The organism is Bacteroides bouchesdurhonensis (genome assembly GCF_900155865.1).
Lineage (GTDB): Bacteria > Bacteroidota > Bacteroidia > Bacteroidales > Bacteroidaceae > Bacteroides > Bacteroides bouchesdurhonensis.
In genome coordinates, this window is sequence record NZ_LT707006.1 from 2491082 (window position 1) to 2506657 (window position 15576).

Genomic DNA, 15576 nt, shown 5'->3' on the forward strand with positions numbered 1-15576 from the left:
TACTATATATAATAGGTGTGGCAGCCGCAATGACGAGCTGCGTATCTTATGAGGCTGAGGACTTCACAGGTCATACCTTGCCCCGAAAAACAGGTTATAGCACGGGTGTTACCAACGACTGGCTCTATTTTGACCTGAAGACGGGACATCGCTATAATGTGCTGAATCCTAACCAGAGTGTCATCGCCTTTATAGACGGCAAACCGATAGAGGAATATTTCCATTATAAAGGTACGGCCAAACTCGTAAAGTATTGGAGCGAGGGCGTACAGAAGAACATCTTCGAGGATGCAGAGCGTGATGCAAACGGCGATACCATCTTCACCAAGAATCAAGCTACAGGCAAGTTAACCTATAAGACGGTGAAGAGACAAGCCAACAGCATCTTAGTGATGGAGAACAAGGAGGATGACCCAAAGACCATGGCTTATCCTGCCACGGAATGGGACCTTGCCTTTGATGGTTACCAGCTTCGCACCAACAGTGGAACGAGCGGCATAGGCAAGGGCGGTGCTGCCGACCTGGGCTATGGCGAATATGACAAGTGGACGAGCAAGGCGCAGGTGGATGCTTATCTGGCAGAACACAATATGACCTTCGCCGTGGATGATTCAGCAAGCGTCTATGTCACCATGTCGCGGGAAGACTGGAACAAGTATTGCATCGCCAACAAACTGGATATGAACAAGAACCCTTGGTTCGACCCGAACAACGGACCAGCCAAGCAGTTGGTAAGCGGCAATCCGGTGCTCGAAAAGGCAATGACCTTCTCTGGTCCACCTCCAGTATATACTCCTTCTTTCCATACCTACGTAATCCGTTCGTGGGATGGCGAGAGATATTACAAGCTCCAGATTATCTCTTGGTATGATGCCAATGTGCAGATAGGTGATGAAGGAGGAAGAATCAGTTATTACTTAGATGAATTAAAGTAAACATTAAACATTATGAAACAATTGAATTGGTGGAAATCCATCGCTTCGTTTCTCGTGGTACTCTTTACCATGCCGTTGGGACATGCGCTGATGATGATAATGGATAAGACGATGACTCCTGAAGCTGTGCATTACTCAGCCTTCTTCATGGGGTTGGCAGGTCTTATCATGGTAGTAATCGGTGTCTTCGTAAAGGGAGACACCAAACAAACTCTTTGGGGACTTTTCGGAGGTCTGCTCTTCTGGACCGGTTGGATAGAATTCCTGTTCCAGTACTATGCTACCCGCTGGGGTACACAGCCGGAGATGGAGAATGGCGAAGTTGTGACTCGCCCTGAATACCTCATCCTCCCTGCCACCTTCGGCATGTGGATGATGATGATGGTGCTCTACATCTTCTCAACCAAGAACGGATGCAACTTCATCAACTGGTGGCAGCGTGTTCTCTTCCGTTCCAGCAAGAATAAGATTGCCGCCCGTCCGATGACACATCATACAAGTATCGTTACTTTCATGGAACTGAACATGATTTTGTGGACAAGCTATCTCCTGTTGATGTTCTGCTACGACAAGAACTTCCTCGGCGACCATCACCCTGTAACTTCGGTTGTAGCCGCAGCTTGTCTGATAGGTAGTTTCTTCATCTTCCGAAAGCAGTTGCGTTTGAGCACATGGGGAGCCAATATCCGTATGGCAATTGCCACGGTCATTGTGTTCTGGGTACCTGTGGAAGTGCTTGGTCGCCTTGACTTTTTCAAGGAGATTTGGATTGAGCCGGAGAAGTATACTACCCAGATGATTTGCATCCTCGTGGCATTCGTTGCATTGCTCGTCTATATCATGTTTGCAACTCACAAGAAGAAAAGCCATGAGTAACAAGAAACTATATTGGTGGAAATCCATCGTGTCGATGGGCGTGATATTGGGAAGCATGCCCATGGTTCACTTGGTGGCACGAGTATTGAAGGACAACTACGACGGCACGCAACTGTTGGGTGCTGGCATGGCTGTGGGATTCGTGGGCTTGGTGATGGTGGTGGTCGGTGTTTTCGTCAAGGGACAGACTCGCCAAACCTTGCTCGGACTTATCGGTGGCATGTTCTACTGGACGGGTTGGGTGGATTTCCTCTTCATGTATTATGCCCATCGTTGGGGCACACATGCTGAGATTGACCCAGTGACAGGAGAAGTGTTGAGCCGCCCTGAATATCTTCTGCTCCCTGCCACCTTTGGCTTGTGGGCAATGGTGATGTTGCTCTACATCTTCTGTTCCCGAAATGCCTGCAACTTCCTCAACTGGTGGCAGACGCTCTTCTTGGGGAAGAACAAGCGACTCATCGCCGCTCGCCCGATGACACGCCACACCAGCATTGTTACCTTCATGGAAATCAACACAATGCTCTGGACTTGCTATCTCCTGCTGATGAACCTCTACGATCCTCAATTGTTTGGTCGTGAGAGTCCAGTCACCTTCGGTGTAGCCTTCGGTGCCTTGCTTTCCGCCCCATACGTATTTCGCAAGCAACTCCATTTGCCATCATGGGGAGCGAACATCAGAATGGGTACGGCTACGGTTATCGTCTTTTGGATTGCAGTAGAGGCTTTCAACCGTACAGGAATTATTGGGAAGTTGATAGATAATCCTTCTGCCTATCCTTGGCATTGGGTAGTCATGGGGATAGAACTTTGCTTCTTGGCAGGAAAGATTATTAAAGACAACAAAAAATGAAGAAAGGAACTTGGAGGAAACAACATAAATGGCTCGGTATTGGCATGAGTTTCTTTATGCTCATGTTTTGTTTGTCAGGTATTCTGCTCAATCATCGTTCACTCATCAAAGATGTGAACATAAGCAGGAAGTATCTGCCAAGCCGTTATGAGTTTCGTAACTGGAACGGAGGTTTATTAAGAGGTACGCTCGACCTTGACAAAGGTTTGGGGGCAGACTCTTTGCCTGTATCGGACTCTTGTCATCATCTGTTGCTTTACGGTAATGGTGGCATTTGGCTTACAGATTCCAAGGCTTCATTTTTCAAGGGCTTCAACGAAGATTTGCCTACAGGGGCAGACTACCGACAGATTAGAAATGTGATAAAGACCGGTGATGGAAATATCTTTGCAGTATCTCCCTTTGGGCTTTATCGATATGGCGTACATGAAACGTGGCATGAGGTGAAAATGCCTTTGGGTGAAGACGAGAAATTGACAGACATTGCTTCACATGGTGATACTCTTGTGATACTTAGTCGCTCCTTTGCCTATACCTCACATTCTCCTTATACGACCTTCAAGCGAATCAAACTCCATGCTCCTGAAGATTACGACGGCAAAGTAACCGCATTCCGTACCATTTGGTTGTTGCATAGCGGAGAGTTATTTGGTTTGGTTGGAAAGTTGATTGTCGATGCCATAGCCTTTATCATTGTGATACTTTGTATTACTGGTGGCATATTTTGGTTGAGACCGAAAAGGACTGTTTTGCTGCAAACATCGCTTCGTCTCCATGATAAGATAGGAAGATACACCATCATCTTCACCTTTTTGATAGCATTGACTGGTTGGTGTTTGCGTCCTCCTGTGATGATAGCCTTGGTATTGAGCAAGATTCCTGCCCTTACAGGCACAACGCTCAAAAATGAGAATCCTTGGAATGACAGACTCCGCATGATACGTTATGACGAAGGATGTCATGACTGGCTTCTTTCTACATCAGAAGGCTTCTATTCCTTGAATCTCGAAAAGGCTACGGTAAAGGCTTTAAATTCAGCTCCACCTGTCAGCGTAATGGGATTGAACGTATTACAGAAAGATAAAGAAGGCAAGTGGCTCTGTGGGTCTTTTAGTGGTTTGTTCACTTGGGATAGGCAACAAGGCACAGCCATCGACTACTTTACAGGTAAGGTTGCGCCAAAGAAAGCAGGTGCTCCATTCGGAAAGAAAGCAATCGCAGGAATGAGCCAAGATTTTGCCAGTCCTGTCATTGCGGAATATTACGAGGGAACATCTTTTGCCCCACAGCCAGCAAGTATGAACCAACTTCCGATGTCGCTATGGAACGTGGCGTTAGAGGCGCATAGCGGAAGAATATTCATCGGAAGCCTCGCCACGTACATTTTTATCTTTGTGATGGGCATACTTGCCCTTTGGTGCTTGTGGTCGGGTTATAGAATTAGATTGAAGAAATAACATACATTGCACAAAAATCCAATTCTCATTAAACAAATGCGAAAACAAAACTGATAGTGGCGGATGTTATAGTCTGCCTCTATCAGTTCTTTTTATTATTTATCTACAGCAATTATTGAGGTATTGTAATTTTATCTTCTCATACTACCGAAACTTTTGTTGGAAGAATTATTATTCTTCTTGTCATTAGACTTACTATCGCTCCTATTATTGGTGGTATTGATTTCGATAGCAAAGGTACGGCATCTTTTGTTCTTGGCAAAAGAAAAAACTATAACCGTAAGCGGATTTTCCCTAAAATGAATATGGGATTTCCCCTTGCCACAATGGTATAACCACAAAGAATGTTACCTTATTATCGTTTTATAAGCCTTTTGATTTCATTTGATTCATTTGTCAATTTCTTTGCCAAACTATCTTTGTATGCAGCCATTTCTATCATTTCACGGTGGCGACGGACAGAATCCTCATAAGCAGCGACACGATTTCTAACATCATCAATAACATCTTCATCTCGTAGCACCGAGAAGTTATTTTCTATGTAGCGGATATTCGGGTCGCCAGACGGGAGGATCATTCGCAAAGCACGATATTTCAAATCCGCTTCCTCCCAATCTTGATGCTCTCGCCATTGGGTAAGATTGCCCCAAATGGAGAGAACAAGAGACAGAGCCAAGCCGACAACGAAAAGAAGAACGTACTTTGATGTAGGCTCAAAGCGATGAGTGATAATCTTCTTCTGAGGAGTGTTGCTTATTATGTCAAGTCGCTCTTGCAGGTCTTTTGATGCTTCGCCTTGTTCTTGCTTCATCTGCTTGATTGTTTCAAGCAAGAGTTTATCACGCCGTTCATCTTTGCTTGTTTCTTTCTTGGTAAGCTCGATATAGACACATAGTGCGTCTCTTAATCTTGCCAACTTTTCAATAGTTTCCTCTTCTTTTGCAGATACAGAAAGGATGGCTTCTTCAAATTTGCTTGTGTCAACACTTACAGGAACAGGAGAGCTTCCTGCCTCTGCATTCTTAGTAGAAGCAGAAAGTTCATCAACTTTCTGCTCCAATCTTTCAATTGTGCCATAGATGGCTTCCAACATTTCTTCTTTCATATTCGATTCTAATTTTAAGTTTGTAAACTTGCATCAAAGGCTATAGCCTCTTCTGCGTTTCTTCTTTTTCTTCTTTGTGGATTCATCCTCTGGGAATGGCTCATAAGTTTGGGTATTGGACGGAGCGAACAAGCCGATGGAAGAAATACCACTCCAAGGGTCTTGGGTATGCTCTGATATTTGTTGAGCTTGTTCTCTTTGGTGACAACTTGATTGTCCTCCTTGTATGGATTCAGCTCTTGACGAAACACGATTATACGCAGCGCCCAACCTTGCATCCAGCTTGCCAAAGCTATAGTTGCGGCTTATCTGCGTACCCTTGAAGCTATATCCATCCTTTCCGAAACGGATGCCTTGAACCTTGGTTCGCTCCTTGTCCTTATAGACAAATTCCAAACAAACGCCTCGCTTCGCAAGTTCATTTTTGAATTTATGCCAACTATCTGAGGTTTTCAAAGCATCCTTAACAGCATTGTGAATCTCATATTTTGTACGCTCCGCATTGCGTAACTTACGAGTGTTAGTATTGCTTTTATCCGTTCCGTAAGTCAATCCATACTTGGATTTTAGAGCCTTGGTCACTTGCTCATTACGCTTGTAATCATTCTTGTCCGATATGAGTTTGCCCTCGTTATTGATGCGGTTATACACAATATGACAATGCGGATTGTCTGTGTTGTGATGTCTCACGATGATGAATTGGGTATCGGTGATGCCCATCATCTGCATATATTCAAGTGCTATCTTAGCCATGAACTCATCCGTCAAACGTGGCTTGTCCTCGGGCTTGAAGCTCAAAGCAATGTGTCCCACAGGCTTCTTAATCCTTGGATTTAGCTGCCTTTGTAGCTCGAAACTTTGCGTCATCTCGGCATTCGTGCCGAGTAACACACCATCGGAAGCAAGGATTTTAGCCTCGTCCTTGCCTGTAACATAGCGGATGCAACCAGCAAATGAGCTGCCCTTCTTTAGCTTGCCTATCATGTGGTATCCTCCTTTCTGCCTATTCCGCGTGGCTTCGATTTTGGACTTGCTTGGCGATACTCGCCAAGGATGGCTTTCAATCTTCTCAACAAGTCCACCACATACACATGGGTTTCGTGGAAACCTCTCTGATGCGACAGCTTGGTAAGTTGGTTGAGGTTGTTCGCCATGCCGATGAGATTCTTGGCGATGGCTACCGTCTCTGCATTGTGTCCGCTGACCACCTCGCCGTTCAAGGCGGACTCACGGATATACTCCGCCAACTTGCGGTTGGCTTTTCTCGCTCTCAGTCTCAATGCCTCGTAGCTTGGCTTCGAGAACTTCACCGTGACAGACTTCGACAGCTTGCGAACCCTGCCTGTGGGCGGTCTTCCGCCCTTTTTCTTGTCCTGTTCATGTATGCTTGTCATTCTATACACTGTTTACAGTTGGTACACTCACTTTCTGCGACCGTTGGGAGCAAAATTCCTCCGCCCTCATGGTGGAGCGAGGCGTTTTGGGGTTCCCAAAACATAACCTCGCTCCCTCTCAGAACACGTTAGTTGGAACTACTGCCTTTCAGCTATCCATGTCCAAGGTCGCAGACCTTAATTCTCACAATTTGCGCCAAGCCTCGAAGTCCTCTTCATAAAGGCTTAGGTGGTGGCGCACGATGTTCTCGATGATGCCCGATACGCTCATGCGTCTCCCTCCGAGGATGCGGACGACACGATCAAGGCGGTCTCGTACATCGGAACTGACGAAGACTGGCTTGCGGTCGTCAATCCTTGGAACTTGGAGGAAGGTCTGCTGATACTCCTCTAATGTCGCCTTGCGCTGCTTGCCACTGATGCGCTTCTGCGGATTCGGTGGCGATTGAGCCTCGTTCGTCAGCTTGTCCTCCATGTTGGAGGTTGTTGCAGCCACATTCTCTGTCACAACTTCTAAATCGGAGTTCTCCACCTCTTCAAAGAAAGAGCTATGTTTTTGGGCATAGTCTTTACCATAAGTGGATGGTTGAAGCGAAGCCATCACCTCCTGTGTCATTTTCTCCTGCTGTTCAGGAAACATTTTCGTTTCTTTTGTTTTTGCCATAGCTTAACTTGTTTAATTTGTTGGTATAGTGGTCACGGTATGCACCATTGACCGATTGTCGGGTGCAAAGTAAGTGTACTGAGTGCAGCCATGCAACTGATTGGGTGTAACGTGGCAATTTAGTTATGGCTTGCTTGTGGGTGAATGAGAACAGCTGTGATAACTTCAACGTATTTCTCAACTCATCATTGTTCATGTATTCGTTGCAGTCGTGCAAGTTTTTCTTGTTGTTTTTGGCGTTGAAGTCGGCAAACCCCGGCAACATACTGCCACAGAAATTGAAAACGCTTGTTTTTAGATTGCCGTGCCTTATCTTTGCACTCACAAACGTAGAGCACTGCATATGCGTGGAGCTTTGCGACATACAAAATAGTATCAACTTAAAAAAAAGAAAAGTATGGGATTCATCGTATTCGAGGAAGAGGCATTCAACTATCTTGATGCCCAGTTGGAGAACTTTGTGAAGCGCATGGACAGAATCCGTGAGCGCAGTGAGGACAAGACCATGAACAAGTGGCTCGACACGCAGGACGTGTGTCAGACGCTCAACATCTGCCCACGGACAGTGCAGACGCTTCGGGACAACGGAACTTTGGCTTATACGCAAATCAGCCACAAGACCTACTACAAGCCGGAGGACGTGATGGCTATCGTAGCAGTAGTGGAGGACAAGAAAAAGGACATGCGCTTTCGCAAGCGCACAGGTTAGGCTGTCAATATACAACAGCCACTTAATCCAATGCAGCAAGTAAACCGAGTAACGTAAGTATTAACAATAAAACGAGACAACTATGAGCAATGAAGTAATGACAAGAAACAGCGAGTGGATGAACCACATCGTGAACCACCTCAACCGAATGGTTGACAATTTTGAACGTGCCGTAATGAACTACCGCCCCATGCTTGACGGTGAGCGGTTCATGACGGACAAGGAGCTTTGCGCCAGGCTGCAACTGAGCCGAAGAACCCTGCAGGACTACCGAAACAACGGTGTCATTCCGTATATCCAGCTTGGCGGAAAGATACTCTACCGCGAGTCCGACATTCAGAAGATTCTGATGGCTAACTATCGTGAGGCGTACCGGATGAAGGGTTTGTAGGAGAAATACATGTCCTTGATGAGTGTATGAAATGAACAAGGCGACAACGTATAACTCACCGAGTGTGGCTGTTATAGGTTGTCGCCTCGTTTTATTGGCTATACCGAGTTGGTCGTGTTTGCCGGATGTTCTCCGTATGGTCTGTATAAAATCTAATACCATGCTAAAACACACTGCGGAGGTTCGCCCAAGTGGCTGGAGGCGCAAAGCCTCCAAGGAACGTTGCGGAAACATCTCTGAAAAAGAAAAAGTTGCCAATATCCCAAAAGGCATTTACCTGTTATGCCCCTCTATGCCCTTGCTGCAATCTTTGATACGACAGTGAATCAGTAAGTCAGTGCGTCAGTGGAAATCCATATATTCAAAACTTTGCTTAGCTGACTACATCCGTATTCCCATAGAGTTGTATAATAATGGCACTATTTTTCTCTTTTGCTCCGTATAGTCTCTTTGTAATCTCGTCACGAAACGATTTCGCACCATGCGAGTTGATACGGAAACAAATGGCGACTACCATCGGGAAACTATACAATGTTTGCCAAACACCTTTGGAAAGTTCTTGCCTTTGTTGGACTTCCGACATAAACAACATACCTTCTTTATATATGGTTCGTATCACAGAATGGAGTTTCGGAGCTGTGACATAAAGCATATCTATCAACTCGTTTTCACTCATCCACAAGTCCTCCAAATTGGACGGAATGGAAAGCATTCCATTTCCGTCCACGGTGATAGTTGTTCTTTTCATACCGCTCCTCCCATTGCAGGCAGATGCCCCTTGATTCTACTTTCAAAGACAGATATATCATGTTCAAGCTTGGTGCTTGTCACCTTTGCGTAAATCTGCGTTGTGGTGATGTTCGTATGACCGAGAATCTTGCTAACACTCTCTATCGGCATGCCATGTTCAAGGGCTAAAACTGCGAACGTGTGGCGTGAGACATGGAATGAAATTCGCTTCTTGATGCCACACATTTTTGCAACCCTCTTTATTCTTTTATTCACCATGTCGAGCGAGCCGATGGCAAACAAATGTTCGTCTTTTCGGAATGGTTTGTATCGCTCTATAATCTGCAAGGACGACTCCATCAGTTTTATCTTGAAGGGGACACTTGTCTTTTGACGCTGCGAAACAATCCAAGGAGCACCGTTTATGTTGACGATGTTATCTTCAGTCAGATTCTTGATGTCAATGAAAGAAATACCAGTCCAACAGCCAAACAAAAACAGGTCTCTCGCAAAGGCAAAGTTAGGGTTCTCCAGCTTTATCCCAGCAAACATGCTCAGCTCCTCTTCCGTCAAGAACTCACGTTCCTTGTGGTCTGGATCAACGTGATACATGGCAAAAGGATTTCTTGGAATCTTGCCATTGTAGTGTGCTGCCGTCACGATATGCTTCAGCGGTATGGAGTAAATCCAAATGGAGGATTGCGCAAGACCTACCACGTTCTTCAAGTACAGGCAGAAATCGTGGATAAATTCCTCGGTCAACTCATTCATGGACATATCGCTGCGCTTGTACTGATATTTGATGAAATCCGCAACATACTTTCTCACTGTAAGATACTTGCGATAAGTTCGTACAGCTCTGTCCTTTCCCACACGTTGTGAGAAGGCTGCATTCTCCTTGTCAAAGGCTCTGAGCAATGTCTCGTACTCCGTGCCGATTCCTTGATAGGCGTTTCTTACCATTTCAGCGGTAACGAATGCCTCACGGTCTGAAAGACGTTGGTAGTGCTTGGTTATTTGAGCCTTGATGTTGTCAAGTGCAAAGTTCACCTCCTTGGCTTCCTTGCTCTTGCCGATGGCTCTGTTGCCCTTGGCATCCCAAATTGCCTTGGTCACACCCTGCTTGCAACTGAACTGTGCGATAGTTCCGTTGATTGTCACTCGTCCCATGATTGGGACAATTCCGTTTCTCTCCTTGCTTCCATTTACATAGAAGACAGTCTTAAAAGTACTTCTCATAATTCCTTACATTTTGTTTGGTGCAAAATTAAATCATGAGAGTCGCATGACGAAATCAAGACCTGTGCAGAATGGAGAAGTCTGAACCGAGACCGTTAAAAAGACTTATTAGGGCGTTTCTTTGAGGTAATGATTTGAAAGCGTTTCCACTTCTCAAATCTGCTTTTTCCGCAGTTTCTCGCCAATGCCACTTAAAGCCAACGACTACCACAACCACTTGAAACTCAAAATAAAAGCTCAAATCTGCTATTTTTTGCCTTTTTAGGCATTCTTTTTCCCGAAAAACCTTGCATTCCCTAATCCCTACCTTTTCAAGCACCCGAAACGAAAACGACCGATGCGACAGAAAGACGCATAAAAAAAATGTCGGATAAACGAGAGGCAGATAAGATAGTTTGAAACTCAACTCCCTCAGCTCTTGAATCCGCATTAAAAAACAAAAAAATCAAAAACAGCGAAGATATGACGGCAACGGCAAATTTCAGACAAATGGCGCAGTACATAGGGCTTGCGATATGCGGCTTGATGGTACGCACCGCCTTCGGGATGTTCGGCATCTTTTGGGGCATTATTAGAGAGATTGTAAACGGAGTGTTCCGAGTGGCGATAGGTGTAATCGTGGCTATCCTTTCCACTATTGCCTTCTTCGGCTTCATCCTTTGGTTATTCACCCTTTAACCCCTACTGACATGGCAAAGAGAAGCAGCAAAACGGCAGCGCAGCAGTGCAGATACTACGAGGTGGACAACATCTTCGTGTACATGGTGGAAACGTACATCAACGGCAACATATCCGTGTTCCGTGAACTCTACCGAGAACTGAACAAGGACGCACGGAGGGACTTTACAGACTTCCTTCTGAGCGAGGTAGAGCCGACCTATTGGAGAGAAATACTGAAACAGACAATCTAAAAAAGACAGCGATATGAAAGGAACAGAACATTTCAAGAGAACGATACAGATGTATCTGGAGCAGCGTGCAGCGGAAGATACGCTCTTTGCGAGGAACTACCGCAACCCTGCCAAGAACATAGACGATTGTGTCACCTACATTCTCAACTACGTGCAGCGGAGCGGTTGCAACGGCTTCACGGACGGGGAGATATTCGGGCAAGCCGTCCACTACTATGACGAGAACGAGATAGAGGTAGGCAAGCCCATTCAGTGCCAAGTGGCGGTGAACCACGTTGTGGAACTCACGGCAGAGGAAAAGGCGGAAGCACGGCAGAACGCAGTCCGCAGATACCAAGAGGAGGAACTCCGCAAGTTGCAGAACCGCAGCAAGCCGAGAACCGCCACCAAAGCGACCGCACAAGAAGTACAACAACCCAACCTATTCAATTTCTGATTATGAAACCGAGAACACCCATACAGCAGGAAGTCGCACGATTGAGCGAGCGACTGCCGAAATTGACCGCCACACAGAGGGCTTACGCTTTCCGCCATTGCTTCAAACATTACGCCATCAAGAGGGCGGACGGCACGAACATCTGCACCGAGTGCGGACATTCGTGGAGGAGTGAACACAACCTTGCGGACACCGTTTGCGGATGCACCTGCCCGCATTGCGGCATGGAGTTGGAAGCGTTGCGCACCCGAAAGAGCGTGTTCAGCGAGAACGAGTATTTCTGCATCATCACCACCTGCAAGCAGTACCAAGTGATACGCTTCTTCTTCGTCAAGTCCCAATACAAGGCAGGGCAGGCAGCCGGGTATTCCATTTATGAAGTGGTGCAAAGGTGGATTTCGCCCAAAGGCACAACCGTCACCATTGCCCGACTGCGTGGAATGTCCATACTTTACTACGACCTATGGGCGGAATACAGCGACATGGAGGTACGCAAGAACAACAAACTCCGTGCATACGATATAAACCCCGTCTGCACCTATCCCCGACAGCGTTTCATACCCGAACTGAAACGCAACGGCTTCAATGGCGAATACCACAACATACTGCCTTACGACCTTTTCACGGCTATCCTTTCCGACAGCCGAGCCGAAACGCTGTTGAAGGCAGGGCAATACCCCATGTTGCGCCACTATATCCGCAGTTCCTTTGACATAGAGAGGTATTGGGCATCCGTAAAGATATGTATCCGCAACGGCTACACCATTGCTGACGGCTCCATGTGGCGTGACACCATAGACCTCCTGCGGCATTTCGGCAAGGACACGAACAGCCCGAAGTACGTCTGTCCCTCCGACCTCAAAGCCGAACACGACAGACTTATGCACAAGCGCAACAAGGAGATAGAACGCAAGAAGTTGGAGGAACGCATCCGCCAAGCGAAGAAACACGAGAAGGCATACCGCAAACTCAAAGGCATATTCTTCGGCATCGCCTTCACGGACGGCACTTTGCAGGTGCGTGTGTTGGAGAGCGTTGCGGAGTTTGCAGCGGAAGGGACGGAACTGCACCATTGCGTGTTTTCCAACTCCTATTTCCTTGAAAAGAACTCTCTTATCCTATCCGCTACCATTGACGGCAAGCGCATAGAAACGGTGGAGGTTTCCTTGAAGACATTGGAAGTGGTGCAAAGTCGTGGCTTGCACAATTCCAATACCGAGTACCACGACCGCATTGTAAACCTTGTGAACAGCAACGTGAACCTTATCCGCCAGCGGATGGAAGCGGCATAGTATCAACCTATAATACCCAATAGTATGGAAGTAAAAATTGAAAGCATGGTTTGTCTGTGGGACGATAAAATCCCCACGATGTTCCTTGAATTTGTGAACCTCCTCACTCTTGCAACGAGTGAGGAGCAGTTAAGACGGAGTGTAAAGAACTTTGCCGAGAAGCACGGACTTGACAGGTTTTTCCTTTACGGCTTCGGTTCCCACCATTTCTACCTGCACCAACGCTACACGAGCGACCCCGAAATGGTGATGAAGAACAGAGTTTTGTCAGTACATTTTTAACCACCCTAAAATCAACGATTATGGCAACACGGATGACCATCAACGGAGTAAGCACCTGCACGGAAGCAGGTACGGAGAAATACGAGCGTTTCCAATTAGGTATCGGCAGACGCAAGCGGACACTTGTGCAGTACGACTACCGCCACCCCACAGACGGAGAGTTGTTCTCTTGTGTCAAACCCACATTGGACGAGTGCCGAGAAGCACGGGATGAGTGGCTCACGGCAAAGGAAGGAAAGGAGGACAGACGATGAACGCAGCCTATCAAACGCTGATAGTGAAGTTCAGTGAGCCTATCAAAGTATTGGACGGCATCTTTGACGATGCCGAAGCGTGGGGAGTTGATACCCTAAAAGGGTGGATAGACGACTACGAGAGCAGCAGGTTTACCGCCATCAACAGCCATACGGCAGTCATCACAAGCGAGTACAATATGGAGTGCCTGATGGAATGGTTGAAACGAAACACACCCATTGCCGAGATAACAGAATGTTAAACAAGTTGGCGGTGTCCGCACCGCCAACCTACAACCAAGAAAAGCATGATAGCGAAGACTATTTTACAGCAGATAGGCGGCAGACGCTTTGCCGCCATGACGGGAAGCAAGGACTTTATAGATATGGGTAACGGACTGCGCATGAGCCTTGCGAGGAACAAGACGAGTGCCAACCGCCTTGACATCATCTACGATGCCGGCTTAGACCTCTACAATATGCGTTTCTACCGCAGGACGTTCAGCAAAAAGACATTCGAGTGCAAGACGAAGGACATCGAAACACACGATGGCATATATTGCGATATGCTGGAAGAAATGTTCACGATGGTAACAGGACTCTACACCCATTTTTGAGTGGCGGCGGACAAAGCCGCCCTACTTTCTTTCGGTGAGCATGACGGCGGACAAAGAAAGTAGCAAAGAAACCGCTGTCCCAATCTACGATAGTATTCACAAAAACAAGTTTCAATCATGGAAGAAATCAGACAGAACGGAAAAATCATCCTGCACAGCGATGACGGAACAAGCATAAGGATGATTTTCAAAAACCTCACGGGCAGGATTTTTCAAGGTCAGGAATATGTGGAGTATATCCGGCATATCGCAATCGGGGAGATGGGATTTTCGCCCGGCATCATAGAGCATTGCAGGGACGGTGAAGTAATCGGCAAAGGAAAAATCCCGAATGTATGAAAAGCGGAAACTCCGATGAAGTTGCGGCTTCATCGGAGTTTCATTTGTCAGGCATTTGCCATGTTACGGAATGTACAGCAGCGCAAACTCCGCCTTTCTCCGTTTGAGCAGCATGGCGTGCCGTTTCCCCTTGTAGTTGCAGAAAGCGATATATTCCCGGTAAATGTTCCTGTCGCCCGCCTCCAATTTTCGGATCAGCGTGCTTTTGGGTATCTTCCCGCTCCCCAAAAGCCGGTATGGACCGACATTGTAGGCGAGCGTGGCAAGGAGCAGACTGTCACGCCCGAACTTACGGAACATGGCGCAGAACTTACGCAAGTCTTTCCGCAGGAGTGCGTCCGCCTGCCGCTTCGTCATGGTGCGTGCCGAATACCTTTCCCCCGGCTGCACCTGATGACCCCAGCCCACGTATGGGTGGTGTTTCTCCGAGTGCCAGCCTTCAAAATACTTCGTACAGCGAACCGCCCGCTCAAAAGGCGGCAGGCGGTAGATTGCCGCCTGCCTGTCCGTCCCCTTCCGACGGCTGTCCCGTGCGGACACGGAGCAGACCGCCAGCAGCGAACAGAGGATAGCCATGAATACACGCATCATCTTGGCAGAGGTTTGTAATTGCCTATGGGGATGACGGTCTGAATGTCGTCCTTCACGTTCCGGTTGTTGAAGTCAAATTCCAATTCGTAGGAATTTTTGAAATTGTCCTCCACCACCACGATGAAGTTGTGCGCCTCGTCGCCCTCAGCCGTATAGTACAGCCGGAACTTCTCGTTTTCGAGCAGGTAGCGGTCATTGGGCAGAAAAGTAATGCCGCCCGCCATTTTCAGCGTGCCTTCCCCTTCGAACTGGAAATACCGGATGGTGTAGAGCGTGTTGGCGTAATCGCCCGTCCTTTTCAGTTCACAGCGGATTTCCACCGTCTGCCCCTTTGTGACCTTGTTCGGTACGGGCATCGTTTCCACCGTGAACGGATAGGATTGCTGGATGTCCATGTCATCGTCACACGATGCGAGCGTGAGCGACACGGCGGCGAACAGGCAGAGTGCCAACGCCTTGAAGATGGATATTCTCTTGTTCTTGTTGTTCAGTATGTTCATTGTCCTTTGATTTTTAAGTTATT

Annotated in this window: 25 protein-coding genes; 16 read left to right on the forward strand and 9 right to left on the reverse strand. The window is 47.1% G+C overall.

All coding sequences use genetic code 11. The annotated features are described in order from the left end of the window. The first annotated feature begins 29 nt into the window (after positions 1-29). Genes CZ225_RS10145 through CZ225_RS10160 form a run of 4 tightly spaced genes read left to right on the forward strand, consistent with a single transcriptional unit; the run spans position 30 to position 4121 of the window. Entirely contained in the window at positions 30-935 is a 906-nt protein-coding gene (locus CZ225_RS10145) for an HmuY family protein (protein ID WP_234983166.1), read from the forward strand. A 12-nt stretch (positions 936-947) separates the two neighbouring features. Beyond that, entirely contained in the window at positions 948-1811 is an 864-nt protein-coding gene (locus CZ225_RS10150) for a hypothetical protein (RefSeq protein WP_077154032.1), read from the forward strand. Then, complete coding sequence (locus tag CZ225_RS10155; RefSeq protein WP_077154033.1) at positions 1804-2664, forward strand: hypothetical protein; 861 nt, start codon at positions 1804-1806, stop codon at positions 2662-2664. The genes CZ225_RS10150 and CZ225_RS10155 overlap by 8 nt, the downstream gene beginning before the upstream one ends. Further along, a complete protein-coding gene (locus CZ225_RS10160) occupies positions 2661-4121 on the forward strand; it encodes a PepSY-associated TM helix domain-containing protein (RefSeq protein ID WP_077154034.1) in 1461 nt (486 codons plus the stop codon). Before CZ225_RS10155 ends, CZ225_RS10160 begins: the two co-directional genes overlap by 4 nt. A gap of 355 nt (positions 4122-4476) precedes the next feature. On the opposite strand, the gene CZ225_RS10165 is transcribed toward CZ225_RS10160, so the two are convergent. The 5 genes from CZ225_RS10165 to CZ225_RS10185 form a co-directional block, all read right to left on the reverse strand. After that, positions 4477-5226 carry a pterin-binding domain-containing protein gene (locus tag CZ225_RS10165; RefSeq protein ID WP_077154035.1) on the reverse strand — a complete coding sequence of 250 codons (750 nt, stop codon included), beginning with the start codon at positions 5224-5226 and terminating at the stop codon, positions 4477-4479. A 33-nt stretch (positions 5227-5259) separates the two neighbouring features. Then, on the reverse strand, positions 5260-6210 hold the full coding sequence (locus CZ225_RS10170) for a relaxase/mobilization nuclease domain-containing protein (RefSeq protein WP_077154036.1): 951 nt from the start codon (positions 6208-6210) through the stop codon (positions 5260-5262). Continuing rightward, positions 6207-6620, reverse strand: coding sequence for a plasmid mobilization protein (locus CZ225_RS10175; protein WP_077154037.1), 414 nt, complete (start codon positions 6618-6620; stop codon positions 6207-6209). The genes CZ225_RS10170 and CZ225_RS10175 overlap by 4 nt, the downstream gene beginning before the upstream one ends. 184 nt (positions 6621-6804) lie before the next feature. Next, positions 6805-7284, reverse strand: coding sequence for a DUF3408 domain-containing protein (locus tag CZ225_RS10180; RefSeq protein ID WP_077154038.1), 480 nt, complete (start codon positions 7282-7284; stop codon positions 6805-6807). Continuing rightward, positions 7250-7627 (reverse strand): hypothetical protein, encoded by a 378-nt coding sequence (locus CZ225_RS10185; RefSeq protein ID WP_234983033.1) that lies wholly within the window; start codon positions 7625-7627, stop codon positions 7250-7252. The genes CZ225_RS10180 and CZ225_RS10185 overlap by 35 nt, the downstream gene beginning before the upstream one ends. Before the next feature lie 54 nt (positions 7628-7681). Here CZ225_RS10185 and CZ225_RS10190 point away from each other — a divergent pair, with 54 nt between their 5' ends. From CZ225_RS10190 to CZ225_RS23330, 3 genes are all read left to right on the forward strand, one after another. Beyond that, entirely contained in the window at positions 7682-7993 is a 312-nt protein-coding gene (locus tag CZ225_RS10190; protein WP_008656559.1) for a helix-turn-helix domain-containing protein, read from the forward strand. Between the two features lie 82 nt (positions 7994-8075). After that, positions 8076-8384: a helix-turn-helix domain-containing protein gene (locus CZ225_RS10195; protein WP_025066990.1), complete on the forward strand. Its 309-nt coding sequence runs from the start codon at positions 8076-8078 to the stop codon at positions 8382-8384. A gap of 31 nt (positions 8385-8415) precedes the next feature. Then, entirely contained in the window at positions 8416-8709 is a 294-nt protein-coding gene (locus CZ225_RS23330) for a hypothetical protein (RefSeq protein WP_129585787.1), read from the forward strand. 48 nt (positions 8710-8757) lie between these two features. Here CZ225_RS23330 and CZ225_RS10200 read toward each other — a convergent pair whose 3' ends face one another. Continuing rightward, positions 8758-9132: a hypothetical protein gene (locus CZ225_RS10200; RefSeq protein WP_077154040.1), complete on the reverse strand. Its 375-nt coding sequence runs from the start codon at positions 9130-9132 to the stop codon at positions 8758-8760. Then, complete coding sequence (locus CZ225_RS10205) at positions 9129-10352, reverse strand: site-specific integrase (RefSeq protein WP_083714626.1); 1224 nt, start codon at positions 10350-10352, stop codon at positions 9129-9131. The genes CZ225_RS10200 and CZ225_RS10205 overlap by 4 nt, the downstream gene beginning before the upstream one ends. Positions 10353-10814: 462 nt before the next feature. Between CZ225_RS10205 and CZ225_RS10215 the strand changes: the two genes are divergently transcribed. The 9 genes from CZ225_RS10215 (at position 10815) to CZ225_RS10255 (ending at position 14462) form a co-directional block, all read left to right on the forward strand. Further along, entirely contained in the window at positions 10815-11030 is a 216-nt protein-coding gene (locus CZ225_RS10215) for a hypothetical protein (protein WP_007366490.1), read from the forward strand. Between the two features lie 11 nt (positions 11031-11041). Further along, complete coding sequence (locus tag CZ225_RS10220; RefSeq protein ID WP_007366491.1) at positions 11042-11263, forward strand: hypothetical protein; 222 nt, start codon at positions 11042-11044, stop codon at positions 11261-11263. A gap of 13 nt (positions 11264-11276) precedes the next feature. Beyond that, the gene (locus CZ225_RS10225; RefSeq protein ID WP_007366492.1) at positions 11277-11699 is read left to right on the forward strand and encodes a PcfK-like family protein; all 423 of its coding nucleotides are present in this window, start codon (positions 11277-11279) and stop codon (positions 11697-11699) included. 2 nt (positions 11700-11701) lie between these two features. Next, positions 11702-12991 carry a PcfJ domain-containing protein gene (locus CZ225_RS10230; RefSeq protein WP_014224642.1) on the forward strand — a complete coding sequence of 430 codons (1290 nt, stop codon included), beginning with the start codon at positions 11702-11704 and terminating at the stop codon, positions 12989-12991. A 24-nt stretch (positions 12992-13015) separates the two neighbouring features. Continuing rightward, positions 13016-13273 (forward strand): hypothetical protein, encoded by a 258-nt coding sequence (locus tag CZ225_RS10235; protein WP_007366494.1) that lies wholly within the window; start codon positions 13016-13018, stop codon positions 13271-13273. Between the two features lie 20 nt (positions 13274-13293). Continuing rightward, complete coding sequence (locus tag CZ225_RS10240) at positions 13294-13527, forward strand: DUF3873 domain-containing protein (protein ID WP_007366495.1); 234 nt, start codon at positions 13294-13296, stop codon at positions 13525-13527. Next, positions 13524-13769, forward strand: coding sequence for a DUF6956 domain-containing protein (locus tag CZ225_RS10245; RefSeq protein WP_007366496.1), 246 nt, complete (start codon positions 13524-13526; stop codon positions 13767-13769). Before CZ225_RS10240 ends, CZ225_RS10245 begins: the two co-directional genes overlap by 4 nt. 45 nt (positions 13770-13814) lie before the next feature. Beyond that, positions 13815-14123, forward strand: a complete 309-nt coding sequence (locus CZ225_RS10250) for a hypothetical protein (RefSeq protein ID WP_007366497.1) — start codon at positions 13815-13817, stop codon at positions 14121-14123. A gap of 117 nt (positions 14124-14240) precedes the next feature. After that, complete coding sequence (locus tag CZ225_RS10255; RefSeq protein WP_007366498.1) at positions 14241-14462, forward strand: DUF7688 family protein; 222 nt, start codon at positions 14241-14243, stop codon at positions 14460-14462. A gap of 63 nt (positions 14463-14525) precedes the next feature. Here CZ225_RS10255 and CZ225_RS10260 read toward each other — a convergent pair whose 3' ends face one another. Both CZ225_RS10260 and CZ225_RS10265 read right to left on the reverse strand, forming a co-directional pair. Continuing rightward, positions 14526-15053, reverse strand: coding sequence for a glycoside hydrolase family protein (locus CZ225_RS10260; RefSeq protein ID WP_007366499.1), 528 nt, complete (start codon positions 15051-15053; stop codon positions 14526-14528). Next, on the reverse strand, positions 15050-15553 hold the full coding sequence (locus tag CZ225_RS10265) for a DUF3872 domain-containing protein (RefSeq protein ID WP_007366500.1): 504 nt from the start codon (positions 15551-15553) through the stop codon (positions 15050-15052). Before CZ225_RS10265 ends, CZ225_RS10260 begins: the two co-directional genes overlap by 4 nt. Positions 15554-15576: the final 23 nt, after the last annotated feature.